General features: G+C 72.4%; 25 protein-coding genes. 17 read left to right on the forward strand and 8 right to left on the reverse strand.

The annotated features are described in order from the left end of the window. The first annotated feature begins 226 nt into the window (after positions 1-226). Both IG78_RS0127785 and IG78_RS0127790 read left to right on the forward strand, forming a co-directional pair. Positions 227-904, forward strand: a complete 678-nt coding sequence (locus IG78_RS0127785; protein WP_030567975.1) for a trimeric intracellular cation channel family protein — start codon at positions 227-229, stop codon at positions 902-904. 25 nt (positions 905-929) lie between these two features. After that, positions 930-1,805: a thioesterase family protein gene (locus IG78_RS0127790; RefSeq protein ID WP_030567978.1), complete on the forward strand. Its 876-nt coding sequence runs from the start codon at positions 930-932 to the stop codon at positions 1,803-1,805. A gap of 32 nt (positions 1,806-1,837) precedes the next feature. On the opposite strand, the gene IG78_RS0127795 is transcribed toward IG78_RS0127790, so the two are convergent. The 3 genes from IG78_RS0127795 to IG78_RS0127805 form a co-directional block, all read right to left on the reverse strand. Next, complete coding sequence (locus IG78_RS0127795; protein ID WP_030567980.1) at positions 1,838-2,914, reverse strand: YeiH family protein; 1,077 nt, start codon at positions 2,912-2,914, stop codon at positions 1,838-1,840. Continuing rightward, complete coding sequence (locus IG78_RS0127800; protein ID WP_030567982.1) at positions 2,914-3,483, reverse strand: cysteine dioxygenase family protein; 570 nt, start codon at positions 3,481-3,483, stop codon at positions 2,914-2,916. The genes IG78_RS0127795 and IG78_RS0127800 overlap by 1 nt, the downstream gene beginning before the upstream one ends. A gap of 108 nt (positions 3,484-3,591) precedes the next feature. Beyond that, positions 3,592-4,497 (reverse strand): LysR family transcriptional regulator, encoded by a 906-nt coding sequence (locus IG78_RS0127805; RefSeq protein WP_030567984.1) that lies wholly within the window; start codon positions 4,495-4,497, stop codon positions 3,592-3,594. Positions 4,498-4,581: 84 nt separating this feature from the next. Here IG78_RS0127805 and IG78_RS0127810 point away from each other — a divergent pair, with 84 nt between their 5' ends. Then, positions 4,582-5,565, forward strand: coding sequence for a helix-turn-helix transcriptional regulator (locus IG78_RS0127810; RefSeq protein WP_030567985.1), 984 nt, complete (start codon positions 4,582-4,584; stop codon positions 5,563-5,565). On the opposite strand, the gene IG78_RS0127815 is transcribed toward IG78_RS0127810, so the two are convergent. After that, positions 5,537-6,403 (reverse strand): alpha/beta fold hydrolase, encoded by an 867-nt coding sequence (locus IG78_RS0127815; RefSeq protein WP_030567986.1) that lies wholly within the window; start codon positions 6,401-6,403, stop codon positions 5,537-5,539. The genes IG78_RS0127810 and IG78_RS0127815 overlap by 29 nt on opposite strands. Before the next feature lie 22 nt (positions 6,404-6,425). Continuing rightward, positions 6,426-7,082, reverse strand: coding sequence for a TetR family transcriptional regulator (locus IG78_RS0127820; protein ID WP_030567987.1), 657 nt, complete (start codon positions 7,080-7,082; stop codon positions 6,426-6,428). Positions 7,083-7,247: 165 nt separating this feature from the next. Between IG78_RS0127820 and IG78_RS0127825 the strand changes: the two genes are divergently transcribed. From IG78_RS0127825 to IG78_RS0127835, 3 genes are all read left to right on the forward strand, one after another. After that, positions 7,248-7,427, forward strand: coding sequence for a hypothetical protein (locus tag IG78_RS0127825; protein WP_051852990.1), 180 nt, complete (start codon positions 7,248-7,250; stop codon positions 7,425-7,427). Between the two features lie 47 nt (positions 7,428-7,474). Next, entirely contained in the window at positions 7,475-7,810 is a 336-nt protein-coding gene (locus tag IG78_RS0127830) for a hypothetical protein (RefSeq protein WP_030567989.1), read from the forward strand. A 111-nt stretch (positions 7,811-7,921) separates the two neighbouring features. After that, complete coding sequence (locus IG78_RS0127835) at positions 7,922-9,100, forward strand: cysteine desulfurase family protein (protein WP_030567990.1); 1,179 nt, start codon at positions 7,922-7,924, stop codon at positions 9,098-9,100. A 173-nt stretch (positions 9,101-9,273) separates the two neighbouring features. Here IG78_RS0127835 and IG78_RS0127840 read toward each other — a convergent pair whose 3' ends face one another. Next, positions 9,274-9,990: an N-acetylmuramoyl-L-alanine amidase gene (locus tag IG78_RS0127840; RefSeq protein ID WP_030567991.1), complete on the reverse strand. Its 717-nt coding sequence runs from the start codon at positions 9,988-9,990 to the stop codon at positions 9,274-9,276. Between the two features lie 61 nt (positions 9,991-10,051). Between IG78_RS0127840 and mnmA the strand changes: the two genes are divergently transcribed. Beyond that, positions 10,052-11,197 carry a tRNA 2-thiouridine(34) synthase MnmA gene (gene mnmA, locus IG78_RS0127845; RefSeq protein WP_030567992.1) on the forward strand — a complete coding sequence of 382 codons (1,146 nt, stop codon included), beginning with the start codon at positions 10,052-10,054 and terminating at the stop codon, positions 11,195-11,197. A gap of 96 nt (positions 11,198-11,293) precedes the next feature. On the opposite strand, the gene IG78_RS0127850 is transcribed toward mnmA, so the two are convergent. Further along, positions 11,294-12,256 (reverse strand): NADP-dependent oxidoreductase, encoded by a 963-nt coding sequence (locus tag IG78_RS0127850; protein ID WP_030567995.1) that lies wholly within the window; start codon positions 12,254-12,256, stop codon positions 11,294-11,296. 155 nt (positions 12,257-12,411) lie between these two features. Between IG78_RS0127850 and IG78_RS0127855 the strand changes: the two genes are divergently transcribed. Beyond that, positions 12,412-13,449 carry a GlxA family transcriptional regulator gene (locus IG78_RS0127855; RefSeq protein WP_051852991.1) on the forward strand — a complete coding sequence of 346 codons (1,038 nt, stop codon included), beginning with the start codon at positions 12,412-12,414 and terminating at the stop codon, positions 13,447-13,449. On the opposite strand, the gene IG78_RS0127860 is transcribed toward IG78_RS0127855, so the two are convergent. Next, positions 13,419-13,751: a DUF427 domain-containing protein gene (locus IG78_RS0127860; protein ID WP_030567999.1), complete on the reverse strand. Its 333-nt coding sequence runs from the start codon at positions 13,749-13,751 to the stop codon at positions 13,419-13,421. The genes IG78_RS0127855 and IG78_RS0127860 overlap by 31 nt on opposite strands. An 83-nt stretch (positions 13,752-13,834) precedes the next feature. Here IG78_RS0127860 and IG78_RS0127865 point away from each other — a divergent pair, with 83 nt between their 5' ends. The 9 genes from IG78_RS0127865 (at position 13,835) to gatB (ending at position 26,211) form a co-directional block, all read left to right on the forward strand. Beyond that, complete coding sequence (locus IG78_RS0127865; RefSeq protein ID WP_030568001.1) at positions 13,835-14,374, forward strand: LOG family protein; 540 nt, start codon at positions 13,835-13,837, stop codon at positions 14,372-14,374. Positions 14,375-14,453: 79 nt separating this feature from the next. Further along, entirely contained in the window at positions 14,454-15,143 is a 690-nt protein-coding gene (locus tag IG78_RS0127870; protein WP_030568003.1) for an SDR family oxidoreductase, read from the forward strand. Positions 15,144-15,151: 8 nt separating this feature from the next. Next, a complete protein-coding gene (locus IG78_RS0127875) occupies positions 15,152-16,177 on the forward strand; it encodes a methionine synthase (protein WP_404827768.1) in 1,026 nt (341 codons plus the stop codon). Positions 16,178-16,207: 30 nt separating this feature from the next. Next, positions 16,208-18,388: an NAD-dependent DNA ligase LigA gene (gene ligA, locus IG78_RS0127880; protein WP_030568007.1), complete on the forward strand. Its 2,181-nt coding sequence runs from the start codon at positions 16,208-16,210 to the stop codon at positions 18,386-18,388. A gap of 1,581 nt (positions 18,389-19,969) precedes the next feature. After that, positions 19,970-22,498, forward strand: coding sequence for a putative bifunctional diguanylate cyclase/phosphodiesterase (locus IG78_RS0127890; RefSeq protein WP_404827769.1), 2,529 nt, complete (start codon positions 19,970-19,972; stop codon positions 22,496-22,498). A gap of 132 nt (positions 22,499-22,630) precedes the next feature. Continuing rightward, positions 22,631-22,927 (forward strand): Asp-tRNA(Asn)/Glu-tRNA(Gln) amidotransferase subunit GatC, encoded by a 297-nt coding sequence (gene gatC, locus IG78_RS0127895; protein ID WP_030568011.1) that lies wholly within the window; start codon positions 22,631-22,633, stop codon positions 22,925-22,927. 6 nt (positions 22,928-22,933) lie between these two features. Next, positions 22,934-24,433, forward strand: a complete 1,500-nt coding sequence (gatA, locus tag IG78_RS0127900; protein ID WP_030568013.1) for an Asp-tRNA(Asn)/Glu-tRNA(Gln) amidotransferase subunit GatA — start codon at positions 22,934-22,936, stop codon at positions 24,431-24,433. Further along, positions 24,430-24,675 carry a membrane protein gene (locus IG78_RS0127905; RefSeq protein WP_030568015.1) on the forward strand — a complete coding sequence of 82 codons (246 nt, stop codon included), beginning with the start codon at positions 24,430-24,432 and terminating at the stop codon, positions 24,673-24,675. The genes gatA and IG78_RS0127905 overlap by 4 nt, the downstream gene beginning before the upstream one ends. Positions 24,676-24,693: 18 nt before the next feature. Further along, complete coding sequence (gene gatB, locus IG78_RS0127910) at positions 24,694-26,211, forward strand: Asp-tRNA(Asn)/Glu-tRNA(Gln) amidotransferase subunit GatB (protein ID WP_030568017.1); 1,518 nt, start codon at positions 24,694-24,696, stop codon at positions 26,209-26,211. Positions 26,212-26,387: the final 176 nt, after the last annotated feature.

Here is a 26,387-nt window from a genome sequence, read left to right on the forward strand (position 1 = left end):
GCGCGGTGAAGGGCGGCGGCGGGGAACAGCCTGGCCGGTGTTGCGGACGAGTGCGTCAGCGTGGTGAAGGGCGGGCGGTGGGGGACAGCCTGGCCGGTGGTTGGGGGCGAGTGCGTCAGTGCGGTGGCAGGGCGGGTGGGTGGGGGAGTAGAAGCTGTTCGGCGGCTGAGGGCGGGGTGCCGGAGCCGGTGAGGTGGGACGGCCCCCGGCCGGGGGACAATGGTGCGTGCTTCTGGAACTGTTCAGCCCGTCGGTCCAGCACGCGCTGGACATCGTCGGCATCTTCGTCTTCGCGATCTCCGGCGCCCTCCTGGCCGTACGCAAGAACTTCGACGTCTTCGGCATCGCCGTACTCGCGGAGGTCACGGCCCTGGGCGGCGGCCTCTTCCGCGACCTGGTGATCGGCGCGGTACCACCGGCCGCCTTCACGGACCTCGGCTACTTCCTCACCCCGCTGCTCGCCGCCCTCCTCGTGTTCTTCCTGCACCCGCAGGTCGAACGCACCCAGTTCGCGGTGAACGTCTTCGACGCGGCGGGCCTCGGCCTGTTCTGTGTGACGGGCACCACGAAGGCGTACGACTACGGCCTCGGCCTCACCGCGTCCGCCACCCTCGGCCTCGCCACGGCGGTGGGCGGCGGTGTGCTGCGCGACATCATCGCCAACGAGGTGCCCTCCCTGGTGCGCTGGGACCGTGACCTGTACGCGGTGCCCGCCGCCGTCGGCGCGGCGATCGTCGCCCTGTCCATCCGCTTCGAGGTCCTGAACGGCCTCACCACGGTGCTCGCCGTCGTCACCGCGTTCGTCCTGCGGCTGCTCGCCCTGCACTACCACTGGCGGGCGCCGCGCGCCTGGAACCGCCGCTCCTCGGCGGAGGAACCGGCCGAAAGAAAAGCTACCGCTTAGTAGTTGCTTGTTGTACGTTGCTGCCATGGCGGAAACGGAGACAGTCGCGGCCCCGACGGCGCACGCGACGGTGGGGGACAGCGAGTTCGACCGCGACACGGCGGTCACCCGACGGGAGCCCGGCGTCTACGACACCGACCTCTCCGCGGGCTGGACCATCGTCAACGCCGTCAACGGCGGTTATCTCCTCGCGGTCGTCGGCCGTGCCCTCGCGCACGCGCTGCCGCACCCCGACCCGTTCACGATCACCGCGCACTATCTGACCGCGTCCGAACCGGGACCGGCCGTCGTGCGCACCGAGACCGTGCGCACCGGGCGCGGTCTCTCCACCGGGCAGGCCTCGCTCGTGCAGTTCGACGCCGACGGCGGTGAGGTCGAACGGCTGCGGGTGCTCGCCTCGTACGGTGACCTCGACGCGCTGCCCGACGACGTGCGCACGTCGGCGAAGCCCCCGGCGATGCCCCCGCCCGAGCAGTGCTTCGGCGCCGACGACGCGCCTGCCGATCAGCGGCCCATGCCGGGCTCGTCCGCGATCGCCGACCGGCTGTGGCTGAAGCTGGACCCGGCGACGCTGGGCTGGGCGCTCGGGCAGCCCTCCGGCAAGGGCGAGATGCGGGCGTGGTTCGGGCTAGCCGACGGGCGCCCCGCGGACCCGCTGTCGCTGCTGCTCGCCGTGGACGCGCTGCCGCCGACGGCGTTCGAGATGGGGCTCACGGGGTGGGTGCCGACCGTGGAACTCACCGTGCACGTCCGCGCGAAGCCCGCGCCGGGGCCGCTGCGTGTCGCCATCACCACCCGCAACCTCGCCGGCGGCTTCCTGGAGGAGGACGCCGAGATCTGGGACTCCACCGACCGCCTGATAGCCCAGTCCCGCCAGTTGGCCCGAGCCCGCCTCACCTGACGCGCACCGCATCGGACACGGCCCCCGCCCCCTCAGCCGGTCAGGCAGACCCCCGCATAAGAAACCCCGCCCACCACAACCCAAGCAAACAGCCCCACAATCCCCACCCGCCCCCCGGTACGCACCAGGGACCGGAGGTCCACCGCGCTGCCCAGCCCGAAAAGCGCCGCAGCGAGCAGCAACTCCTGAGCCACCCCGGCCCCGTCGAGGGCGGCGTCCGGCAGCCACCCGGTACTGCGGACGGCGACCATCCCCACAAATCCGGCCACGAACAACGGCACCAACGGCGGCCGCCGCTCACCCGGCACCCCCGCACTCCCGGCGCCCCGCGCACTGCGGGCCCGCACAGCAAGCGCCACCCCCGCCACCAGCGGCGCGAGCATCGCCACCCGCATTAGCTTGACGAGCACACCCTCCCCGAGGGCGTCACCCCCGGCGGTCTGCGCGGTGGCGACCACCTGCCCCACGTCGTGCACGCTCGCCCCGACCCAGCGCCCGAACTCCGCGTCACTGAGCCCCAAAGGCCCCTGGAGCAGCGGAAGTACGGCGATCGCCAGCGTCCCGCAGAGCGTCACCACGGCCACGGAGGCGGCCGTGTCCCGCTCCTCGCTGCGGGAGACGTCGCTGACCGCGCCGATCGCGGACGCCCCGCAGATCGAGTAGCCGGTCGCGATGAGCAGCGGCTGGTCGCCGGGGAGCCCGAGCTTCAGGCCGAGCCACCACGTACCGAAGAACGTCGCGGCGACCACCACAAGGACCATCGCGACGGTGCCCAAGCCCACCCCGAGCACATCGCGCAGGCTGAGCTTCAGGCCGAGCAGCACCACACCCACCCGCATCAGCCGCTTCGCCGCGAAGGTGAGTCCGGGCCGCGCCCAGCCTCGTACCCACACCTGGGTCCCTGGCAGTTGCGCGGCGGCGAGCCCGAGGACGATGGCGACCGTCAGCATCGGCACGCCGGGAAGCAGCCGGTGGATCCCCCAGGCGACGGCGACACCCGAAGCGGCCAGTGCGAGACCGGGCCAGGGCCCCGCGGCCCGTACGCGCACGCGCGCGACCCGCGCCGGCGTCGGCGCAGTCTTCGGCGGGCGGTGCCCGAGCAGTGCCATCAGCGGTCGGCCGGCAGGTCGTACACGCGTCGTACGCTGCTGCCGAGCCGCGAGATGTCCGCGCCGTAGACGTGCAGCGATATCGCGCGACCCGCGCCCGCGTTCCACACCCGGTGGATGTCCCCGGGCGGCGCGAAACCGCACACCGCGCCCTGCGGGTTCACCACGTCCTCGGTGGCGACGAGGTGCGCGGCGGTGCCGGGCCCGGCCGCGGGGACGAGCCGGTAGCGCCGCTCGTGCTCCTCGCCCTCGTGCACGCCCGTCACACACCACGACACGTGGTCGTGCACCGAGGTGTGCTGACCGGGCAGCCAGACCAGGCCGACGAGGGAGAAGCTGCCGTCGCTCTCGGCGTGCAGCAGGTGCTGGCGGTAGCGCTCGGGGTCGCCCTCGCACTGCTCGGGGGTGAGCAGGTCGGCGGCGCCCAGGTGCGGGGCGAGGCGCTCGCCCACCAGGTACGCGGTCAGGTCCGGTGGCAGGCCGCGGCCGACGGCCTCTCGGATGTCGGTGACGAGCGCGTCGAGGCGCTCCGTGGTGCGGGTCCTGGTGTGCGCGGTGGGGGTGGTCATACGGGCAGCGTCGACCTGGATCATCCATCACGTCCAACGACAGTTTCTTCGCGCAGCCCTAAAGATTGCTTATGGCCGGATGAGTGGACCTTGGGCGGCCGGTCGGGGTCAGCAGCCGACCCGGTTCGCCGCGACCGCCTTCAACTCGTCGAGCACCAGCGTGGTGGCCGGGATGCGCAGGTGCTCCCGCAGTACGTACGCGGACACCTGCCGCCGGGACGCCGGGTCGAGCGGGCGGCCGGTCACGGAGCGGTGGCACAGGAAGTTCAGGACGAGTCCGGGCATCATCGCGATGCCGAGCCCCTCCGAGACGAGGCTCTGGATGACGAGGTTGTCGTCGGTGGTGAAGGCGATGTCCGGGGCGAAGCCCTGTTCGGCGCACTCGTGCAGGAAGTTGGCGCGGCAGCGCAGACAGCCCGCTATCCAGCGCTCGTCGGACAGATCGGCGAGCCGCACCGAGCGGCGGCGCGCCATCGGATGCCGGGTGGGCATCAAAACCGTGAGCTGGTCCTCCATCAGCGGCACCTCGACGACCTCGTCCGGCACCTCCTCGCGCAGGCCGGGGTAGGTGAAGGCGAGCGTGACGTCCGCGTCGCCGTGCACCAGGCGCTGCAGGGACTCCGGCGGCTCGTACTCCTGGAGCTCGACGCGGATGCCGCGGTGGGCGCGGGCCAGGCGGGCCAGGGCCTCCGGTATCAGTGTGGCGGTGGCGCTCGGGAAGGCGCAGAGCCGCACCCGGCCGGTGCGCAGGCGCGTGATCGCGTTCATCTGCTGCTGGGCCGCGTCGATATTGCCGAGGATCACTCCGGCGTGCCGGGAAAGTGCCTCGCCCGCCTCCGTGAGCCGCATGCGCCGGCCGACCCGGGTGAACAGGACTGTCCCCACGGACCGTTCGAGCGCCTTCATCTGCTGGGTGATCGCGGGTTGCGTATAGCCGAGCGAGCGGGCCGCGGCGGAGTACGAACCGGTGCGGACCACTTCGTGGAAGGACCTGATGTGCCGGGAGTCGAACACGTCCGAATCATAAGCAGAATTTGGGAAGAGCTGACCAGCCTTTTCCGTCGCTTCTGGATGCGGACGCGCGCGATCCTGTTCCTTGTGAAGTCCGACCGTCTGCTCTCCATCCTGCTGCTGCTCCAGACCCGCGGCAGAGTGCCCGCGCATGAACTCGCCGAGCGTCTCGAGGTGTCCGTGCGCACCATCTACCGCGACGTCGAAGCGCTGTCCGCGTCCGGTGTCCCGGTGTACGCCGAGCGCGGCAGGCACGGCGGTATCGCGCTCCTGGACGGTTACCGCACGGACGTCACGGGTCTGACCGCCGACGAGTCCCGCGCCCTGTTCGTGCTCGCCGCGCAGGGCGCCCACGCGGCCCTCGGCCTGGACGCGGCGATCGGCTCCGCCCTGCGCAAGGTGATGGCGGCGCTGCCCGCCCCGCACCGGCCCGCCGCCGAGCTGACCAGGCGGCGGATCCTCGTCGATGCCACGCGGTGGGAGCGCGGGCCCGGCGCGGGACTGCCCGTGGACCATCTGGAGACGCTCCAGGAGGCGGTCTTCGCCGACCGGCGGCTGCGCGTGCGCTATGTGCACAGCGGCACGGACGCCGAGCGGGAGTACACCCTCGACTCCTACGGCCTCGTGTCCAAGGCCGGTGTCTGGTACCTCGTGGCCGACAGGGACGGGGAGCCGCGGCTCTTCCGCGCCGACCGGGTGCGCGCGGCGCGGCTCACGGACGAGCCCGTGCGCCGCCGCCCGGGCGTCGAACTCGCCGACGTCTGGGAGCTCCTGAAGCAGCAGGTGGAGCGGCGCACCGGCGGGATCGAGGTCACGGCCAGGGTGCGCCGCGACCGCTTCGGCCGCTTTCTGCGGCTGCACGCGGGGGCGCTCACGGAACTCGTCGAGGACGGCGCCGGGGGCGGTGCGGGGGAGTGGGTCACCGTGCGCCTCGTCTGGGAGGAGGTGCGCGCCGCCCGCGTCCTGCTGGCCTTCTCCGACGCCGTCGAGGTCCTCTCGCCGCCCGAGGTACGCGAAGAGCTGGCGCGGGCCGCCGCGGCCGTCAGTGACCTGTACGAGGGCCCGCGGTGAGGAAACGACCGAGCTCCGCCGTGAGTTCCGCGGGTGCGTCCTCCTGTACGAGATGACCGGCGCCCTCGATCAGGCGCAGCTCGGCGCTGGGGATCAGACCGGTGAGCTCGTGGCCGCGCGCGACCGGGAGCCAGGTGTCCTCGGCGCCCCAGCAGACGAGGACCGGCAGCGCCAACTCGCCGTACCTGTCCTGGATCTCGTCCGTGAAGCGCTGGTCGTTCTGCGCGATCTGCCGGTAGAACGCGGGTTGCCCCGCCGGTGTGCACCAGGGCGCCACGAGCCGGTCGAGGACGGCGGGGTGCAGCCCGTGGTGGCTCGCCGAGCCGACGTACTCCCGCACCATGGCCTCGTGCAGGGCCTGCGGCAACTGGGCGAAGACGTCCGCGTGCGCGCCGAGCAGCCCGTACGTGGGCGTGCCCCAGGGTGCGAGGGCCACCGGGTCGACGAGGGCGAGCCGGGTGTAGGGGGCGTCGTGCAGCAGGTGGGCCCGCAGCGCCACGCAGCCGCCGAAGTCGTGGGCGACGACGGCCGGGGGCCGCTGCCTGTCCAGGCCCCAGTGGGCGAGGAGTTCGGTGAACACCCGCGCCTGCGCGGCCAGCGAGACGTCCTGGCCGTTCCGCATCTCCGAGGCGCCGTACCCGGGCAGGTCCCAGACGTGCACGCGGTGGTCGCGGGCCAGCGCCCTGGCGACGCCGCGCCAGACGTACGACGAGAACGGGGTGCCGTGCACCAGGACGACCGGCGGCGCGTCGGCCGGACCGAGCGCGGCCCAGCGGACGGCGCCCGAGGAGGAGTCGAACGTCTCGGGGAGCTGCCAGTCGATCGGGAGGTTCGTCATGACCGTAAAGGCTAGTTGCCCCTTACTGATCCGTCGAGGCCGGTGTGGTGTCGAGCCAGTGTCGGCGTCCCAGGCCCACCAGGCGGAGCTGTCTGCGCGCGGTGTCCGCCACCGGCTCCGCGTCGGCGGTCTCCAGGAGCGCGGACGCGGTCATCACCATGTGGTCCACGTACATCCGGGCGAGCATCAGCAGATCGTCCTCGCTCCAGCCCGCCGCCTCCGGCTCCCTGGCGAACTGGGCCGCCACCTCCCGCGCGAACAGCGCAAGTTGCGCGCCTATGGCCTCGCGTACCCGGCGTACGCCGCCGTGCTGTTCCCGTGCGATGAAGCGGGCGTGTGCGGGGTACGCGCGTACGTAGGCAACGATCAACTCGACGGCGGCCGCGATGCGTTCCTCGCCGTCACCGGTCGCCGCGAGCGTGGCGACGAGTGTCGTGTGCAGGCTGCCGAGGGCCTCCTCGACCAGGGCCACGCCCAGGTCGGCGGTGTCACGGAAGTGCCGGTAGAAGGCCGTGGGGGCCACCCCCACGGCGCGGGTCACCTCGCGGAGCCCGAGGCTGGACAGGCTCTGCTCCTCAAGCAGGCGCAGGGCCGCGTCGAGGAGCGCCTGCCGGGTCCTCAGCTTCTGGGCCCGCCGGGCGCCCGGGGCCGGGGCCGGATCGTCGAGAGTGTGACTCATGCCATGCAGTTAACAACTGTTCTCCGAGTTTTGGAAGCCGTAGGCGGGCTAGACTCCATAGTCAGTGAACAGTTGTAACCACAGTCGTTCACCGAAGTGTCCACGGCGGTCATGTTGCGCGTTCATGTGACGCGTTCATGTGACGCTTTCATGTGCCGCGTTCATGTGACCTACACGGGAGGCATCCGCACCATGCTGTTCCTCGTCGCCGCACTGCTGCTTCTGGGCGTCGCCATGGGGACCGTGGCGCACGCACCGCTGCCCGTCACGCTCGTCATGGCCACCGTCATCGGTGCCTGGCTGCTGATCTTCACGGTGCGGGAGCGCCACGCACGCCACCGCTGACACGTCCGTTCCGTACGACGCCCGATCCACTCTTGAGGAGTCGCGCCATGGAACTCACCGCAACGGCAACAGACCGGTCCACGGCCGAGCGCCCCACGGCCGAGCGCCCCACGGCCGAGCGCCCCACGGCCGAGCGCCCCACGGGGCGCAGGGACACCGACGGCATGGCCGTGGCCTCCTTCGTACTCGGCCTCCTCGGACTGCTCGTCCTGAACATCGTCCTCGGCCCGATCGCCATCGTCCTGGCGTCGATCGCCCTGTGGCGCGGCACCGCACGCCGCGGCCGCGCGCTCCTCGGCCTCGGTCTCGGTGTGGCCGACCTCGTCGTCCTCGGCACCCTGATGGCGATGGACGACACGGTGTCCTGGAGCCTCTCGCTCTGACCGGGCGCCTCCAGGACCGCCTCGCGCTCCGACCGCGAAGCTCCGGGACAGCCCCGCACTCCGACCGTGAGGTCGGGCCCCCTGGCCACGGCTCGTAGAATCGTGGCCACCATGGCCTACCTCGACCACGCCGCGACCACTCCGATGCTCCCGGACGCGATCTCGGCGATGACCGCCAAGCTCGCCGTCACCGGCAACGCCTCCTCGCTGCACGCGGCGGGCCGCCGGGCGCGGCGCACCGTCGAGGAGGCCCGCGAGACGCTGGCCGAATCACTCGGCGCCCGCCCCAGCGAGGTGGTCCTCACCTCCGGCGGCACCGAGGCCGACAACCTCGCCGTGAAGGGCCTGTACTGGGCGCGGCGCGCGGGCAAGGACGGCGGACCGCCCCGCACCCGGGTCCTGGCCAGCCCCGTCGAGCACCACGCCGTGCTCGACGCGGTGGACTGGCTGGGCGAGCACGAGGGCGCCACCGTCGAGTACCTCCCCGTCGACGCGCACGGCCGCGTGCACCCCGAAGCGCTGCGCGAGGCCATCGCCCGCGACCCCGGCGACGTGGCGCTCGCCACCGTCATGTGGGCCAACAACGAGATCGGCACCCTACAGCCGGTACGCGAACTGGCCGACGTCTGCGCCGAGTTCGACGTACCGCTGCACGCGGACGCCGTTCAGGCCTTCGGGCAGGTACCCGTCGACTTCGCCGCCTCCGGGCTCGCCGCCATGACCGTGTCCGGACACAAGATCGGCGGTCCGTACGGCATCGGCGCGCTGCTCCTCGGCCGTTCCCACAGTCCCGTGCCCGTGCTGCACGGCGGCGGCCAGGAGCGCCATGTGCGCTCCGGCACCCTGGACGTGCCCGCCGTCGCCGCGTTCGCCGTCGCCGGGCGGGTCGCCGCCGAGCAGCGGGAGTGGTTCGCGCGCGAGATCGGCGCGCTGCGCGACGAACTGGTCGCCGCGGTGCGCGCCGCCGTCCCCGACGCGCTCCTCGGCGGCGACCCGGACCCGGCGGGACGCCTTCCGGCCAACGCCCACTTCACCTTCCCCGGCTGCGAGGGCGACTCGCTGCTGCTCCTCCTCGACGCTCAGGGCATCGAGTGCTCCACGGGCTCCGCGTGCACCGCGGGCGTCGCCCAGCCGAGCCACGTCCTCCTCGCCACCGGCACCGCCCCCGACCTGGCCCGCGGCACCCTGCGCTTCTCGCTCGGCCACACGTCGACGCGGGCGGACGTGGACGCGGTGGCGAAGGCGATCGGCCCGGCGGTGGAGCGCGCACGGTCGGCGGGCCTGAGCTAGCCCACTTCCCGAGCCCCAGCCCCTCCGGCAGTTGGTATTTCCAGCCCCTCCGGCAGTTGGTATTTCCAGCCCCTCCGGCGTTTGAGGAGCGGGGTCTGGGGCGGAGCCCCAGGATCGGGAAGGGGCGGGCATGGGGGCTCCCAGCCGGGCAGCACACCCGCCTCGGCAGGGGGCTAAGCAGGCGTACCGGTGCGAACCGGTCTGTCCCGCTCCCGCCGCACAAGGCGCATATACCGCCCCCAGTCCCAGTGCGGCCCCGGATCCGTGTGATCCGTCCCCTCCACCTCCACATGCCCGATGATGTGCTCCCGGTCCACCGGAATCTCGTACCGCCGACAGATCCCGGCGGTGAGCACCGCCGAAGAGGCGTACATCGCGTCCGTGAACGACGACTTCTCGTCGACGAACCCCTCGTGCTCGATGCCCACGCTGCGCTCGTTCATCGAGCGGTTCCCCGCGTGGAAGGCCACGTCGAGCTCGCGGATCATCTGGGCGACGTGCCCGTCCTTGCGGACCACGTAGTGCGTGGCCGCGCCGTGCCCGGGGTCCCTGAAGACGCGCAGCGCCGTGCGGTACCCGCCCTGGACGACGTGGATGACGACGCGGTCGATGTCGTAGTCGGCGGGGCGGTCGGCCCGGCGCCAGTTCGCCCCCGACGCCGCTATCCACTGGGCGCCGCGGGCGTCGACCACGCCGTCCTCGCGCGGCCTCGAGACCCGCGGTCTGCGCCCCCACAGGTCGCCGAGCTCGTCGTGGGCGAGCACGACGGCTCCGACGCCCGCGGCCACGGTGCCGAGCAGCAGGGCGCGCCTGGCCGGGCCGGGTCCCGCGCTCCCGGAGTCCGGTGTGCTCCCGGCGTCGGCTGCGTTCGAGGTGTCCTGTTCCCCCATGTGATCCTCAACGCTTACGCACGCGCGTCCGGTTCCCACGGACCCGTACCCTGTTAGGGCTATGACTTCGCAGACCCCGTCGGCCCCGCCGCGCACCAGCCGCCCGCTCCGCGTCCTCGCCGCCATGTCCGGCGGCGTGGACTCCGCCGTCGCCGCCGCCCGAGCCGCCGAGGCCGGGCACGACGTGACCGGTGTGCATCTGGCGCTCTCGGCGAACCCGCAGTCGTTCCGCACGGGCGCGCGCGGCTGCTGCACCATCGAGGACTCGCGCGACGCCCGCCGCGCGGCGGACGTGATCGGCATCCCGTTCTACGTGTGGGACCTCGCCGAGCGCTTCCGCGAGGACGTCGTCGAGGACTTCGTCGCCGAGTACGAGGCGGGGCGCACCCCGAACCCGTGCCTGCGCTGCAACGAGAAGATCAAGTTCGCGGCGCTCCTGGACAAGGCCCTGGCCCTAGGCTTCGACGCGGTCTGCACCGGCCACTACGCCCAGGTGATCGTGAACGAGGACGGCACGCGCGAGCTGCACCGCGCATCGGACATGGCCAAGGACCAGAGCTATGTCCTCGGCGTCCTGGACGACCGGCAGCTCGCGCACGCGATGTTCCCGCTCGGCGACACGGTCACCACGAAGGACGAGATCCGCGCGGAGGCCGAGCGCCGCGGGCTCGCCGTCGCCAAGAAGCCCGACAGCCACGACATCTGCTTCATCGCGGACGGCGACACCCAGGGCTTCCTCGCCGCACGCCTCGGCAAGGCGGAGGGCGACATCGTCGACGCCGACGGCAACAGGCTGGGCACGCACGAGGGCGCGTACGGCTTCACGATCGGCCAGCGCAAGGGCCTGCGCATCGGCACGCCCGCGCCCGACGGCAAGCCGCGCTACGTCCTGGACATCTCCCCGGTGGACAACACCGTCACCGTCGGCCCCGCCGCAGGCCTCGACGTGACCGCCCTGACAGCCGTCAGGCCCCGCTGGTGCGGCGCCGCCCCCACCGGAGCGGGCACCTACACCGCCCAGTTGCGCGCCCACGGCGGCGAGACCGAGGTGACCGCCGAACCGGTCGACGGTGGCCTGCACGTCACGTTCACCGAGCCGGTGCGCGGCGTGGCCCCCGGCCAGGCGATCGTCCTGTACGACGGCTCGCGCGTGGTGGGCTCGGCGACGATCGCCACCACCCAGCGGGCCGCGACGGCGCTCGCGTAGGCACCTGCGGGGCAGATGCCTTCGGAGCAGGTGCCCTCGGGGCAGGTGCCCTCGGGCAGGTGCCTTCGGGGCAGGTGCTTTCGGGCAAGGCGCCCGCTACTCGGCGACCGTGAGCACGATCTTGCCCTGGGTGCGGCCCCGTTCGCCGAGTTCGTGGGCCTTCGCGGCCTGTACGAGGGGCAGTGTCGCGGCGATCTCCGGGCGGAGACTGCCCTCGGTGACCAGGCGGGCGATCTCCAGCATGCCGTGCCGGTCCGGCTCCACGACGGTCCAGCCGGTGTGGATGCCGAGCTCCCGCGCCCGGTCGGGGTCCGGCAGGCCGCCGGGGTCGGGGAGCGTGACCAGGTGGCCGCCGCGGCGGAGCACGGGCAGCGAGCGGTCGCCGTACGCGCCGCCGACGCCGTCCAGGACCACGTCCACGTCGCGCACGGCCGCCGCGAAGTCCGTCGCCGTGTAGTCGATCAGCTCGTCCGCACCGAGCGAGCGCAGGAAGTCGTGCTTGTCGGCGCGCGCCGTCCCGATGACGTACGCGCCCCGCGCCTTCGCGATCTGCACGGCGAGGTGGCCGACGCCGCCCGCGGCCGCGTGGATCAGCACGCGCTGACCGGAGCGCAGGCCCGCCGTCTCGACCAGGCCCTGCCAGGCCGTGAGCGCGGCCAGGGGCAGCGCGGCGGCGCCCACGTGGTCGATGTTCTCGGGCTTGCGGGCGAAGCGCCGCGCGGGAGCGGTGACGTACTCGGCGTAGCCGCCCGCCTGCTCCGGGAAGCGCGGCATGCCGAACACCTCGTCGCCGGGCTCGAAGAGCGTCACACCGGGGCCGACGGCCTCGACCGTGCCGGACACGTCGTACCCGAGGATCGGCGTGTCGCCCCACGTGCCGAACTCCCCCGCGGCCCGCGTCTTCCAGTCGACCGGGTTCACACCGGCGGCGTGCACCTTGACCAGGATCTCGGTGAGACCCGGCTCGGGGCGGTCCACCTCCACGGGGACCAGGACGTCGGGGGCGCCCCACGCGCGCGGGCTGACGGCACGCATGGTCGTGGTCGTACGGGAGTTCATTCGATCTTGTCCTTACTGCTGGGTTCCGCTGGGTTCCGCCGGCTGCCGCTGACCGCTGCCGGGTTCAGGCGGGCTCTGCTGGGCGACCACCAGCGTGTGCCCGCGGGCCGCCTCGTGGTGCTGGCAGTTTGGCCATGATGTGACAGGATCTGGCCATGGCCTCCCGTAGTGCGCACCGCGTCGTCGTCCTCGCCCTGGACGGCGTGTACGCCTTCGAGCTGGGCATCCCCTCGCGCGTCTTCGGCGCCGCCGAGGACGGCGCGGGGCGCCCGCTCTATGACGTCGTCGTGTGCACGGTGGACGGCGGCCCCGTACGCACCGACGCGGGCTTCTCCCTCACCGGCGGGACGGGCCCAAAGGCCCTGGAGGGCGCCGACACCGTCGTGATCCCGCCCACCCGTGTCCTCGACCAGGGGCTGACCGGCGGCGCGCTCCCGGAGGCGGTGGCCGGCGCGCTCGGCCGGATCAAGACCGGGGCGCGCCTGGTGTCGTTCTGCAGCGCCTCGTACGTCCTGGCTGCCGCGGGGCTCCTCGACGGGCGCCCCGCGACGACCCACTGGCACCTCGCCCCGCACTTCCAGCGCACCTACCCACGCGTGCGCGTCGACGAGGACGTGCTGTTCGTGGACGACGGCGACGTGCTCACCTCGGCCGGTGTCGCCGCGGGCATCGACCTGTGCCTGCACCTCGTACGCCGCGACCACGGGAGCGCCGTCGCCAACCAGGTCGCCCGCGCCTGCGTGGTGCCGCCCTGGCGGGACGGCGGACAGGCCCAGTACATCGAACGCCCCGTCCCGGAGCCCACGCTCGCCACGACGGCGGCCACGCGCGCGTGGGCCCTGGAACGGCTCCAGGAACCGCTGACCCTCGGGGAACTCGCCGGGCACGCCCGCATGAGCCTGCGCACGTTCACGCGCCGCTTCCGCGACGAGGTGGGCACCACACCGGGCCGCTGGCTCACCGCCCAGCGCCTCGAACTGGCCCGCCACCTCCTGGAGACCAGCGACCTGCCCATCGACCTGGTCGCCCACCGCGCGGGCTTCGGCACCGCCAACTCGCTGCGCCAGCACATGCGTTCCGTCATCGGCGTGTCACCCGCCGCCTACCGCAGAACGTTCGCCGCGACGGCCGCCCAGGGCCTGCCCGACGCACCGGAGGGGCCCTATGCCGCCGGGATCTCCCGCGCCTCGTAGAAGCAGAAGTGGTCCTTGATCGAGACCACGGCGGGCTTCGGCTCGGGGTACCCCCACACGGTGTCCTCGGCGCCCGGCAGCGACCAGTAGGACGCGGTGCCCTTGAAGGGGCAGTACGTGTGCGTGGCGGACGGCGTCAGCAGGTCCGTGCGCACATCCTCCGGAGGCAGGTAGTAGCGCACCGGGTAACCGGTCTCGCGCAGCAGCAGCGGACGCGTGGACTCGGCGACCACCTGGCCGCCGTGCTCCACGCGCACGTGCTGCGTGCCCTGCTCGACCGTGATGCGGTGTCCCTGGACCATGACGCTGCCCCTTCCGGAGATCCTGTTACGGCTGCTGCCGCTCTCCTTCCTACAGTGTCGGTGCCGGAACGTACCGTGGGGCCATGAACATCTGCGTCTTCCTCTCCGCCGCCGACCTGCCCGAGACCTATACGCGCCCCGCCCGGGAGTTCGCCGAGCTGCTCGGCAAGGGTGGTCACACGCTGGTGTGGGGCGGCTCGGACGTAGGCCTGATGAAGGTCGTGGCGGACGGCGTGCAGGAGGCCGGCGGCTGCCTCGTGGGAGTGACGGTCGACTTCCTCGCCGCCAAGGCCCGGCCGGGCGTGGACGACATGGTGATCGCGGGGGACCTCGCCGAGCGCAAGGCACTGCTCCTGGAGAAGGCCGACGCCGTAGTGATCATGGTCGGCGGCACCGGCACCCTCGACGAGGCCACCGAGATCCTGGAGCTGAAAAAGCACGGCAGGACCACCAAGCCGGTGGTGCTCCTCAACTCGGCCGGGTTCTACGACGGATTGAAGGAGCAGTTCCGCCGCATGGAGGACGAGGGATTCCTGCCGGTGCCCCTGACCGATCTGGTCTTCTTCGCCGAGGAGCCGGTGGGCGCCCTGGCCCATCTGGAGGAGGCGATGGGCACGCGCTGACCGCCGGGCGGGTCGGCCGGCGCACCGCCCGCGCCGCCCGAGGCGCCCGCGTCACCTGCCGGAATGCGACCATGGGCGCATGGCAACTCATGTGATCACCGGGGCGGGCTCCGGCATCGGCGCGGCCCTCGCCCGCCGCCTCCACGCGCGCGGCGACGCGCTCGTGCTGCACGCGCGCGACGCGGGCCGCGCCAAGGAGCTCGCCGCCGAGTACCCCGGCGCGAGCACCCTCGTCGGCGACCTCGCGGACCCGGACAAGCTCTCCTGGGCCTTCTCGCACCAGACGCTCCCCGACCGCGTCGACTCGCTGCTGCACATCGCGGGCGTCGTCGACCTCGGACCCGTCGGCGAGCTCACCCCCAAGACCTGGCGCCACCAACTGAACGTCAACCTGATCGCGCCCGCCGAGCTGACCCGGCACTTCCTGCCCCAACTCCGCGCCGCCCAGGGCCACGTGATCTTTGTGAACTCCGGCGCCGGGCTGCGCGCGAGCGCCGACTGGTCCGCGTACGCCGCCTCCAAGCACGGCCTGAAGGCCCTCGCGGACTCCCTGCGCAACGAGGAGCACGGCAACGGCGTGCGCGTCACCTCCGTGTACCCCGGCCGCACCGCGAGCCCCATGCAGGTCAAGGTGCACCAGCAGGAGGGCAAGGAGTACGACGCGGGACAGTGGATCGACCCCGAGTCGGTGGCGACGACGATCCTGATGGCCCTCGACCTGCCGCGCGACGCCGAGGTCAACGACCTGTCGGTGCGGCCAGGACGGTGAGCGAGGCTGTGAGCACGTTTGTGTGGGGCGGTGCCACCGGCGTCGGATCGATGCCCGGCGGCGACGCACGCGAGACCGCGAGGACCGTCACCGGCACCTTCGAAGGGCCCGCGGGCCCCGCCGGAGCCGGGCACGGCATGCCGTACCTGGCGGAGCTGCCCGCGCGCGGACCCGGCGCCGACATGATCGGCCGCACCGCGGGGCTGCTCGTCGAGGTGTACGCGCGCGTGGAGCCGAGCGGCTGGCGCATCGGCGACCGGCCGGGACGCGACACGCGCCGCGCGGCGTCCTGGCTCGGCGAGGACCTCGATGCCCTGGAGGAGTTCACCCAGGGGTACGAGGGCCCGCTCAAGGTCCAGGCAGTGGGCCCGTGGACGCTCGCGGCCGCCCTTGAGCTGCGGAACGGCGAGGCCGCGCTCTCGGACCCCGGCGCCTGCCGCGACCTGACCGGATCGCTCGCCGAAGGCCTGCGCGCCCACCTCGCCGAGGTCGCGAGGCGGGTACCGGGCGCCCAGCTCGTCCTCCAGCTCGACGAGCCCTCTCTGACCGCCGTGCTGCGCGGGCAGATCAGGACCGCGAGCCAGTACCGCACGCACCGCGCCGTGGACCGCCAGTTGGTCGAGAGCGCGCTGCGCGACGTCATGGCCGTCCACGAAGGGCCGGTGGCCGTGCACTCCTGCGCGCCCGACGTCCCCTTCGCGCTGCTGCGCCGGGCGGGCGCGGACGCCGTGTCGTTCGATTTCGCCCTGCTCACCGAGCGTGACGACGAGGTGATCGGTGAGGCGGTCGAAGCAGGCACGAAGCTGTTCGCCGGTGTCGTACCCGGCACCGAGGGCCCGTTGTCAGACCCTGCCGGTAGCGTCATGGGTGTCAGGACGCTGTGGCGCAGGTTGGGGCTGGATCCGGGGACACTCGCGGAGTCGGTCACGATCACCCCGTCGTGCGGTCTCGCGGGCGCGTCGCCGGCGTACGCCCGCGCGGCGCTCGCCCACTGCGCCCGGGCGGCGAGATCACTCGCGGACAACCCTGAGTAACGGGTCTGAAGGCAACGGGAGGACGAGACGGTGGCTGTCGAACAGGAAGGCACGGTGCCCGCCGAGGCACGCGACGAGCACGCCCAACTGGCCGAGCAGATCGAGGAGCACCGCTTCCGGTACTACGTGAAGGACCAGCCGGTCGTCAGCGACGCCGAGTTCGACAAGCTGCTGCGCTCGCTGGAGGCCCTGGAGGAGCGGTATTCGGAGCTGCGCACGCCGGACTCCCCGACCCAGAAGGTCGCCGGGGCGTACGAGACGGAATTCACCCCCGTCGAGCACCGCGAGCGGATGCTGTCCCTCGACAACGCCTTCGACGACGAGGAACTGGCCGCCTGGGCCGAGCGCGTGGCCAAGGAAGTGGGCACCGGCGAGCACCACTTCCTGTGCGAACTGAAGATCGACGGCCTCGCGGTCAACCTGACGTACGAGAACGGCAGGCTGACCCGTGCGGCGACCCGCGGCGACGGCCGCACGGGCGAGGACATCACGCCCAATGTCCGCACGATCGCGGACATCCCCGAGCGCCTGCGCGGCGACCGCGTCCCGGAGCTCGTGGAGATCCGCGGCGAGGTCTTCTTCCCGATGGAGAAGTTCGAGGGCCTCAACGCCCGCCTGGTGGAGGCGGGCGACAAGCCCTTCGCCAACCCGCGCAACGCCGCGGCGGGCTCCCTGCGCCAGAAGGACCCGCGGATCACGGCCACCCGCCCCCTGCACATGGTGGTGCACGGCATCGGCGCCCGCAGGGGCCTCGACATCGACTGCCTGTCGCACGCGTACGAACTGCTGCGCGAGTGGGGCCTGCCCACCGCCAAGCACAACAAGGTGGTCGACGGCCTCGACGGCGTCCGCGAGTTCATCACCTACTACGGCGAGAACCGCCACTCCGTGGAGCACGAGATCGACGGAGTCGTCGTCAAGCTCGACGAGATCCCCCTCCAGGGCCGCCTCGGCTCCACCTCACGCGCCCCCCGCTGGGCCATCGCGTGGAAGTACGCGCCTGAGGAGGTCAACAGCAAGCTCGTCGACATCAGGGTCGGCGTCGGCCGCACCGGCCGCGTCACGCCGTACGCCGTGGTGGAGCCCGTCACCGTCGCGGGCTCGGAGGTCGAGTTCGCCACGCTGCACAACCAGGAGGTGGTCAAGGCCAAGGGCGTCCTCATCGGCGACACGGTCGTGCTGCGCAAGGCGGGCGACGTCATCCCCGAGATCCTCGGCCCCGTCGTCGATCTGCGCGACGGCAGCGAGCGCGACTTCGAGATGCCCACCGAGTGCCCCGAGTGCGGCACGGCGCTGCGGGCCATGAAGGAGGGCGACATCGACCTCCGCTGCCCGAACGGACAGACCTGCCCCGCACAGTTGCGCGAGCGCCTGTTCTATCTGGCGGGCCGCAAATGCCTGGACATCGAGAACTTCGGCTATGTCGCCGCCGCCGCCCTCACCGCGCCGCTGGAGCCCGCCACCCCGCCCATCGTCGACGAGGGCGACATCTTCGACCTGAAGGTGGAGGACCTCCTCCCCATCAAGTCCTACGTCCTCGACCAGAACTCGGGCCTGCCCAAGCGCGACCCGAAGACCGGCGAGGAAAAGGTGGTGTTCTTCTTCGCCAACCAGAAGGGCGAGCCGAAGAAGAACACCCTCGCCATGCTGGAGAACATCGCCGCGGCCAAGGAGCGCCCGCTGGCCCGTGTCCTCACCGGCCTGTCCATCCGCCATGTGGGTCCCGTCGCGGCCGAGGCCCTTGCCCGTGAATTCCGCTCCGTCGACCGCATCGAGCAGGCCACGGAGAAGGAGCTGTCGAACACCGACGGCGTCGGTGAGATCGTCGCGAAGTCCCTCAAGGAGTGGTTCGCCGAGGACTGGCACCAGGAGATCATCCGTAAGTGGCGCGCCGCCGGTGTCCGTATGGAGGAGGTCGGGGGAGAGGACGAGGGCCCCCGCCCCCTGGAGGGCCTCACCGTCGTGGTCACCGGCACGCTCCAGAACCACACGCGGGACGGCGCGAAAGAGGCGCTGCAGAGCCGCGGAGCGAAAGTCACCGGTTCCGTTTCGAAGAAGACGGGATTCGTCGTAGTGGGTGACAACCCCGGTTCGAAGTACGACAAGGCCATGCAAGTGAAGGTTCCCGTCCTCGATGAGGACGGCTTCGCGGTCCTGCTCGAACAAGGGGCGGAGGCCGCTCGGGAGGTCGCACTTCCGACCGAAGAATAGCGGTTGAAGGCCACCCGTTCAGCGCATATCAGATGCATACGGGTGGCCGGGGCGCATTCGGGCAACCATAGGCGACCGCTGCCCGTGGAAGCCCTCTGCGGCCTACTGTTGAGGTGTGCGCCTGCCGTGCCCCGCTGCGGATGGGGTATCCCCTGCTTGCCGAGAGCCGGGGAGGGTTTCGGACGTGGCTGTCCAAGGATCTTCAAGTCCGCGTGCTGCCGCGTGGCGTGGGCATCGCCGGCTGTGAGAGGGACGGGAATGGAACCGACCGAGAGCGTCGCCCCGGACTCATGGCTGCGGTCGCGCCTGCGTCGCCTGCTCGGCGGACGGCGGGGCCGCCCGGGCGACGCCGTTCGCGGCCCCGGGGACGTGCGGGTCGCGCCGGCCGGTGGGCCGCCCGGGCTCCGGCCCCGTGAGCGCGCCTGGACCTCGGGCGTTGGCCTGAACGAGGGCCTCTGGCCGGGTGGGACGGCCGTTTTTGGCCCCGATGACGTCGTACAGGAGGAAGCAACGGCTCCACGGGGTATGGCACTTGGTGAGGGACCGGAGCCGGGCGGACGACGCGTGCCCGTGCGGGGAACCGGATGTCGCGAAACGGTGGTCCCGGCGGAGGCTGGCGTGACGGCGAGTGCCGAAGAGGAACGACGGGGCCCGGACGGGCGCGGTGCGCCGTGGCCGGGCAAGGACGAGACTGACAGCGCCGCGCGGCCGGTCACCGCACCGCCCTTACCGAGCGGGGCAGTTGACACGACGACGGCGGTACGGGCCGCGAACGCGGACACCGCGACGGGCACCGGGTTCGGCGGGACCGCCGATGCGGGCGCTGCGGCGCCTTTGGCGGGTGCGGTCTCTGTGGGCGGTGCGGCGCCTTTGGTGGATGCGGTGACGTCGTCGGGCGGGGTGGCGACGGCCGGGGTGGCCTCGGGCGGTTTGGCCGCCGGATCGGCCACCGGTGTGGTGACGGGAACAGTGACCGGGATGGCGACCGGCGCGGTCGCCGGGATGGCGACGGGTGCGGTCGTGGGCGCCGTCGGTGGTGCGACGGCCGGAGCCGGGCCCGGTTCGGGTGGTGTCCAGCACGGTGCGGCCGACGGTGGGACGGGCCCCGCCCCGGTCCGGGCCGCCGCGTCCGGTGCCGGGGGCGGCGGGGACGCCGCGCTCGGCCGAGGTGCGGTTCAGGGAGACGGCGGAGCCGCAGGCGGTGAGGGCGCTGCGGGCGTACGGGGTGTGGTGAACGGTGTCGGCGATGCCGGGAACGGCGCGGTGGGTCGGGGTGCGGCACGGACTGGTGTCGGGGACGGCGTGGCGGGTCGGGGTGCGGCACGGACTGGTGCCGGTGGTGCCGGGAACGGCGCGGTGGACCAGGGCTCGGCATGGACCGGTGTCGGTGGTGTCGGGGACGGCGCGGTGGGTCGGGGTGCGGCGCGGACTGGTGTCAGTGGTGCCGGGGACGGCATGGCGGGTCGGGGTGCGGCACGGACTGGTGCCGGGGGCGGCGCGGAGGACCGGGGTGCGGCACGGACTGGTGCCGGGGGCGGCGCGAAGGACCGGGGTGCGGCACGGACTGGTGCCGGGGACGGCATGCCGGGTCGGGGTGCGGCACGGACCGGTGCCGGTGGTGCCGGGAACGGCGCGGTGGACCAGGGCTCGGCATGGACCGGTGTCGGTGGTGCCGGGGACGGCGTGGCGGGTCGGGGTGCGGCACGGGCTGGTGCCGGGGGCGGCGCGGAGGACCCGGGTGCGGCACGGACTGGTGTCGGTGGTGCCGGGAACGGCGCGGCGGGCCGGGGTGCGGCACGGACCGGTGTCGGTGGTGCCGGGGACGGCGCGGTGGGCCGGGGTGTGGTGGCCGGTGTCGGGGACGGCGTGGTGGGGCGGGGTGCGGTGCGGGCCGGGGCGGGGGCGGGCGCCGCGGGTGGTGGAGCGCGACGCGGACTGTGGCGCGGAGCCAGGGCGGCGGACGCACGAGGTACGGACACCCGGACCCCGGGCCTGGACGGCGGCGGCGTGGACGGCGACGACGAGGGCGGCCGCGGAAGCTGGCAGTTGCTGCCGACGGCCGTCGTCGCGGCAGCCGCGGTCGTCCTCGGCACCGGCTTCTTCCACGCGTTCACCGGCGGCCACGCGCTCTTCCCCGCCGGCACGGTCGGCTGGTCCCTGGCCATCCTGACCGGCCTCATCGTCGGCCATCTCGTCGCGCTCGGCCGCGACCGCTGGTGGGGCGGCACCGGCTCCGGCGGCGCACTGACCGTGGCGGTACTGCTCCTGTACGGCTGGATGCCCGCGGGCATGGTCAGCCTCACCGTCGTCGTCCTGGTGGGCGTCGCCCGCCGCCACCGCTGGCGCCAGGGAGTGCTGCACGGCGCCGTGGACATCCTCGGCATCGGCGCGGGCGCCCTCACGATGGCCGCGTTCGGCACCGCACCGTCCGCCGACTCCCCCTGGAACCCGGAGAGCTGGGACCTCTACACGGCGCCCGAGGTCGCCCTCGTCGCGGTCGCGTATCTCGCCGTCACCCGGGTCCTGCTCTGGTACGTGCACGCCCCGCGCACCGGCGCCCTGCCCACGGTCACCAGGACCGCCCTGGTCCGGCAGAGTCTGCTCGGTGTGGCCCTGCTCGGCATCGCCCCGCTGATCTGTGTCGTCGCGATGTCCCTGCCGCTGCTCCTGCCGCTGTTCACGATCCCGCTCGTCGCCCTGGACTCCACGCTGTGGATCGCACGGGCCAGAGCCGAGGAGCAGCTCCGCGACCCGCTGACCGGACTGCCCAACCGGCAGTGGCTCCTTGAGCGCACCTGGACGGCCCTAGACGACGCGGAACGCATCGGCGCGCGCTCCGCCCTGATGCTGATCGACATGGACCGTTTCCGTTCGGTCAACGACACCCTCGGCCATCTCGCCGGTGACCGGCTGCTCCTGCAGATCGCCGACCGGCTGCGGCTCGCGCTGCCGCGCGGCGCGGAGGCGGCCCGGCTCGGCGGCGACGAGTTCGCGGTGCTGCTCCCGGTCGCGGACTCCACGACGTCGGCCACGCGCGTCGCCCGCTCCCTGGTCGCCGCCCTCGGCTCGCCCCTCGACCTGGACGGCCTCACCCTCGTCCTGGAGGCAAGCGCCGGGCTCGCCGTCTTCCCCGACCACGCCCTGGACGCCGAAGGGCTGCTGCGCCGCGCGGACGTGGCGATGTACCAGGCCAAGCGGGACCGTACGGGCGTCGAGGTGTACGAGTCCAAGCGGGACTCCAACACCCCCGACCGGCTCGGCCTCCTCGGCGATCTGCGCCGCGCCCTGGACGCCGGCGACGTGGAGCTGCACTACCAGCCGAAGGTCCGCTTCGACGGGCAGGTGGCCGGCCTGGAGGCGCTCGTGCGCTGGGTGCACCCCGAGCGCGGCAAGGTGCCGCCGGACGAGTTCATCGCCATCGCCGAGTCGTCCGGCCTGATGCCGCACCTCACGGAGTACGTCCTGGAGTCCGCCCTCGCCCAGGTCGCGAAGTGGCGTGCGCAGGGTCTGTACGTGCCGGTCGCGGTGAACGTGTCGCCGCGTGACGTGCACACCCCCGGTTTCGCGGGATCCGTGGCCGCGCGGCTCGCCCGTCACGGGGTGCCGCCGGGCGCGCTCCAACTGGAGATAACGGAGCACGTACTCCTGGAGGACCCGCAGCGCGCCGCCGACACCCTCGCCGGTCTCACCGGGCACGGCGTGAAGATGTCCCTCGACGACTTCGGCACCGGCTACTCCTCGCTGGTCCACCTGCGCCGTCTGCCCGTCAGCGAGCTGAAGATCGACCGGTCGTTCGTGGCCCGGCTCGCCGTCGACAACGAGGACGCCGAGATCGTGCGCTGTACGGTCGACCTCGCGCACTCCCTCGGTCTGCTCGTGGTCGCCGAGGGCGTCGAGGACGACGAGACCTGGGAGCGCCTGCGGGACATGGGCTGCGACGCAGTCCAGGGCTGGCTGGTCGCCGCCGCGATGCCGCCGAGCGAGATGACGGCGTGGCTGCGCACGCGCGGTGAGCGCGGCTGGCACCGCCCCGTCGACCCGCCCGACGGCGCCCCCGCGCCGCAGCCCCCGGACCCCGCCCCCTCCTCCCCGAGCCGCGCCATCCCGTAGCCCGCACCGGCGCAGGACCCTCGGTCACGGACCGCCCCCACCCCGCCCCGCGAAGAAGTCGGGCGCGGGCAGTGCGGGCCGCCCCATAGGATTGGGGGTGAACCCATCACACTCACCCCTGAGGATCGCTGCATGCCTGGCATTACGCGCGAGGAGGTCGCACACCTCGCCCGCCTTGCACGTCTGGAGCTGAAGGAGGAGGAGCTCGATCACTTCTCCGGTCAGCTCGACGACATCATCGGCGCGGTCGCCCGCGTCTCGGAGGTCGCCGACCAAGACGTACCGCCGACCTCCCACCCGCTGCCGCTGACGAATGTCATGCGCGCGGACGAGGTCCGTCCGTCGCTCACCCCCGAGCAGGCGCTCTCCGGAGCCCCGGCCCAGGAGCAGCAGCGTTTCAAGGTGCCGCAGATCCTGGGGGAGGACTAACAAGTCATGACGGACAGCAACATCATCAAGCTGGGCGCGGCCGAGATCGCCGCGAAGATCGCCGCGGGCGAGCTGACGGCCGTGGAGGTCACCGAGGCCCATCTGGCCCGGATCGACGCCGTCGACGAGAAGGTGCACGCCTTCCTGCACGTCGACCGCGAGGGCGCGCTCGCGCAGGCCCGCGCCGTCGACGAGAAGCGCGCGCGGGGCGAGAAGCTCGGCCCGCTCGCCGGTGTCCCGCTCGCCCTGAAGGACATCTTCACCACCGAGGGCGTCCCGACCACGGTCGGCTCCAAGATCCTCGAGGGCTGGATCCCGCCGTACGACGCGACGGTCACCAAGCGCCTGAAGGCCGCCGACGTGGTCATCCTCGGCAAGACCAACATGGACGAGTTCGCCATGGGGTCGAGCACCGAGAACAGCGCCTACGGCCCCACCGGCAACCCCTGGGACCTGACCAGGATCCCCGGCGGCTCCGGCGGCGGTTCGAGCGCCGCGCTCGCCGCGTACGAGACCCCGCTCGCCATCGGCACGGACACCGGCGGCTCCATCCGCCAGCCCGCGGCCGTCACCGGCACGGTCGGCGTCAAGCCGACGTACGGCGGCGTCTCGCGGTACGGCATGGTGGCGTTCTCCTCCTCCCTGGACCAGGGCGGGCCCTGCGCCCGCAGCGTCCTGGACGCGGCCCTGCTGCACGAGGTCATCGCCGGGCACGACCCGCTGGACTCGACGTCCGTGGACGCCCCGGTGCCACCGGTCGTGGAGGCCGCCCGCAACGGCTCGGTCGCCGGGATGCGCGTCGGCGTCGTCAAGCAGTTCCGCGGCGAGGGCTACCAGGCCGGTGTCGTGCAGCGCTTCGACGAGTCGGTCGAGCTCCTCAAGGGGCTCGGCGCGGAGATCGTCGAGCTGGACTGCCCCTCCTTCGACCTGGCCCTTTCGGCGTACTACCTGATCGCGCCCTCCGAGTGCTCGTCGAACCTCGCCCGGTTCGACGCCATGCGCTACGGCCTGCGCGTCGGTGACGACGGCACGAAGTCCGCCGAGGACGTCACCGCGCTCACCCGCGAGGCCGGCTTCGGCGACGAGGTCAAGCGCCGCGTGATGCTCGGTACGTACGCACTCAGCTCCGGCTACTACGACGCGTACTACGGCAGTGCCCAGAAGGTCCGCACGCTCATCACGCGGGACTTCGAGAAGGCCTTCGAGCAGGTCGACGTGATCGTCTCGCCGACGACGCCCACCACCGCCTTCCCGATCGGCGAGCGCGCCGACGACCCGATGGCGATGTACCTGGCGGACCTGTGCACCATCCCGACCAACCTGGCGGGCAACGCCGCCATGTCGCTGCCCTGCGGCCTCGCGCCGGAGGACGGTCTGCCCGTCGGACTCCAGATCATCGCCCCCGCCATGAAGGACGAGCGTCTTTACAAGGTGGGTGCGGCCGTCGAGGCCGCCTTCGTGGAAAAGTGGGGCCACCCGCTGCATGAGGAGGCACCGTCGCTATGAGCAACAAGGCACTGTCCAAGGCCAAGGGCTTCAGGAAGTCCAGGACCGGCACGTATCTGTCCATCGGCACCACCGCGTTCGGCGCGCTGAGCACGCTCAAGCAGGTCAAGAAGGCCCGCGCCGAGAACGACGCGCTCAAGCTCGTCGACGCGGTCGTCTCCGCCGCCGCCATCGTCACGGGCATCGCCATCCTGGTGCGTGAGCTGAGGCGCATCGGCGACGACGACGTTCTGCTCGGCTGAGAGGGAAGTTCCAACACCGTGACTGTCACGACCACCCCCGATCTGGTGCCGTACGAGGACGCGCTCGCGACGTACGACCCGGTCATGGGCCTTGAGGTCCATGTCGAGCTCGGCACCAAGACGAAGATGTTCTGCGGCTGCTCGACCGCGCTCGGCGCGGACGCCAACACGCAGACCTGTCCCACCTGCCTCGGCCTGCCCGGCGCCCTGCCGGTCGTCAACGAGGTCGGCGTGGAATCCGCCATCAAGATCGGCCTCGCGCTGCACTGCGAGATCGCCGAGTGGTGCCGTTTCGCCCGGAAGAACTACTTCTATCCGGACATGCCGAAGAACTTCCAGACCTCCCAGTACGACGAGCCGATCGCCTTCAACGGCTATCTGGACGTCCAACTGGAGGACGGCGAGGTCTTCCGCGTGGAGATCGAGCGCGCCCACATGGAGGAGGACACCGGCAAGTCGACGCACGTCGGCGGCGCCACCGGCCGTATCCACGGCGCCTCGCACTCCCTGCTCGACTACAACCGCGCGGGCATCCCGCTCATCGAGATCGTCACCAAGCCGATCGTCGGTGCCGGTGAGCGCGCCCCCGAGGTCGCCAAGGCCTACGTCGCCGAGCTGCGCGAGCTCATCAGGGCGCTCGGCGTGTCCGAGGCCCGTATGGAGCAGGGCCAGATGCGCTGCGACGTGAACCTCTCGCTGCGCCCGCACGGCCGGGAGAAGTTCGGCACGCGCTCCGAGACGAAGAACGTCAACTCGCTGCGTTCCGTGGAGCGCGCCGCCCGCTTCGAGATCCAGCGGCACGCCGCGGTTCTCGGCGCGGGCGGCACGATCGTGCAGGAGACCCGGCACTTCCACGAGGACGACGGCTCCACCACGTCAGGCCGGGTCAAGGAGGAGGCGGAGGACTACCGCTACTTCCCCGAGCCCGACCTGGTCCCGGTCGCCCCGTCCCGCGAGTGGGTCGAGGCCCTGCGCGCGGAGCTGCCGGAGCTGCCGCTGACCCAGCGCAACCGGCTGCGCGAGGAGTGGGGCGTCTCCGCCCACGACATGCAGTCGATCCTCAACGCCGGTGCGATCGGCCCGATCGTCGCCACCATCAACGCGGGCGCGGACGCCGTGTCCGCCCGCAAGTGGTGGATGGGCGAGCTGGCGCGCAACGCCAACGAGCAGGGTGTGGACCTCGGTTCGCTGCCGATCACGCCGGAGCACGTGGCGCGCGTCTCGGCGCTCGTCGCCGCCGGTGAGCTGAACGACAAGCTGGCCCGTCAGGTCATCGACGGCGTCCTCAAGGGTGAGGGCACGCCCGACGAGGTCGTCGAGAAGCGCGGCCTGAAGGTCGTCTCCGACGAGGGTGCGCTGACCACCGCCGTCGAGGAGGCCATCGCGGGCAACCCGGCCATCGCGGACAAGATCCGCGGCGGCAAGGTCGCGGCGGTCGGCGCGCTGGTCGGCGCGGTCATGAAGGCCACCCGCGGCCAGGCCGACGCGGCCCGCGTCAAGGAGCTGATCCTTCAGCAGCTCGGCGTCGAGGGCTGACGCCCGGAGCTTTTCCGCAGCCGAGAGGGGCCCCGCGACTTCGACGTCGCGGGGCCCCTCTCGCGCAAGCGGAAGGCGTTCACCGCGACTTCGGTCCGCGGCCTTCCCTGTGCCATCGGGAGTCACTACCGTCCCAGCTCAAGAAGCCAATGGGTCAATGGACAACCATTGGGTGT

The organism is Streptomyces aureocirculatus (assembly GCF_000720475.1).
GTDB lineage: Bacteria > Actinomycetota > Actinomycetes > Streptomycetales > Streptomycetaceae > Streptomyces > Streptomyces aureocirculatus.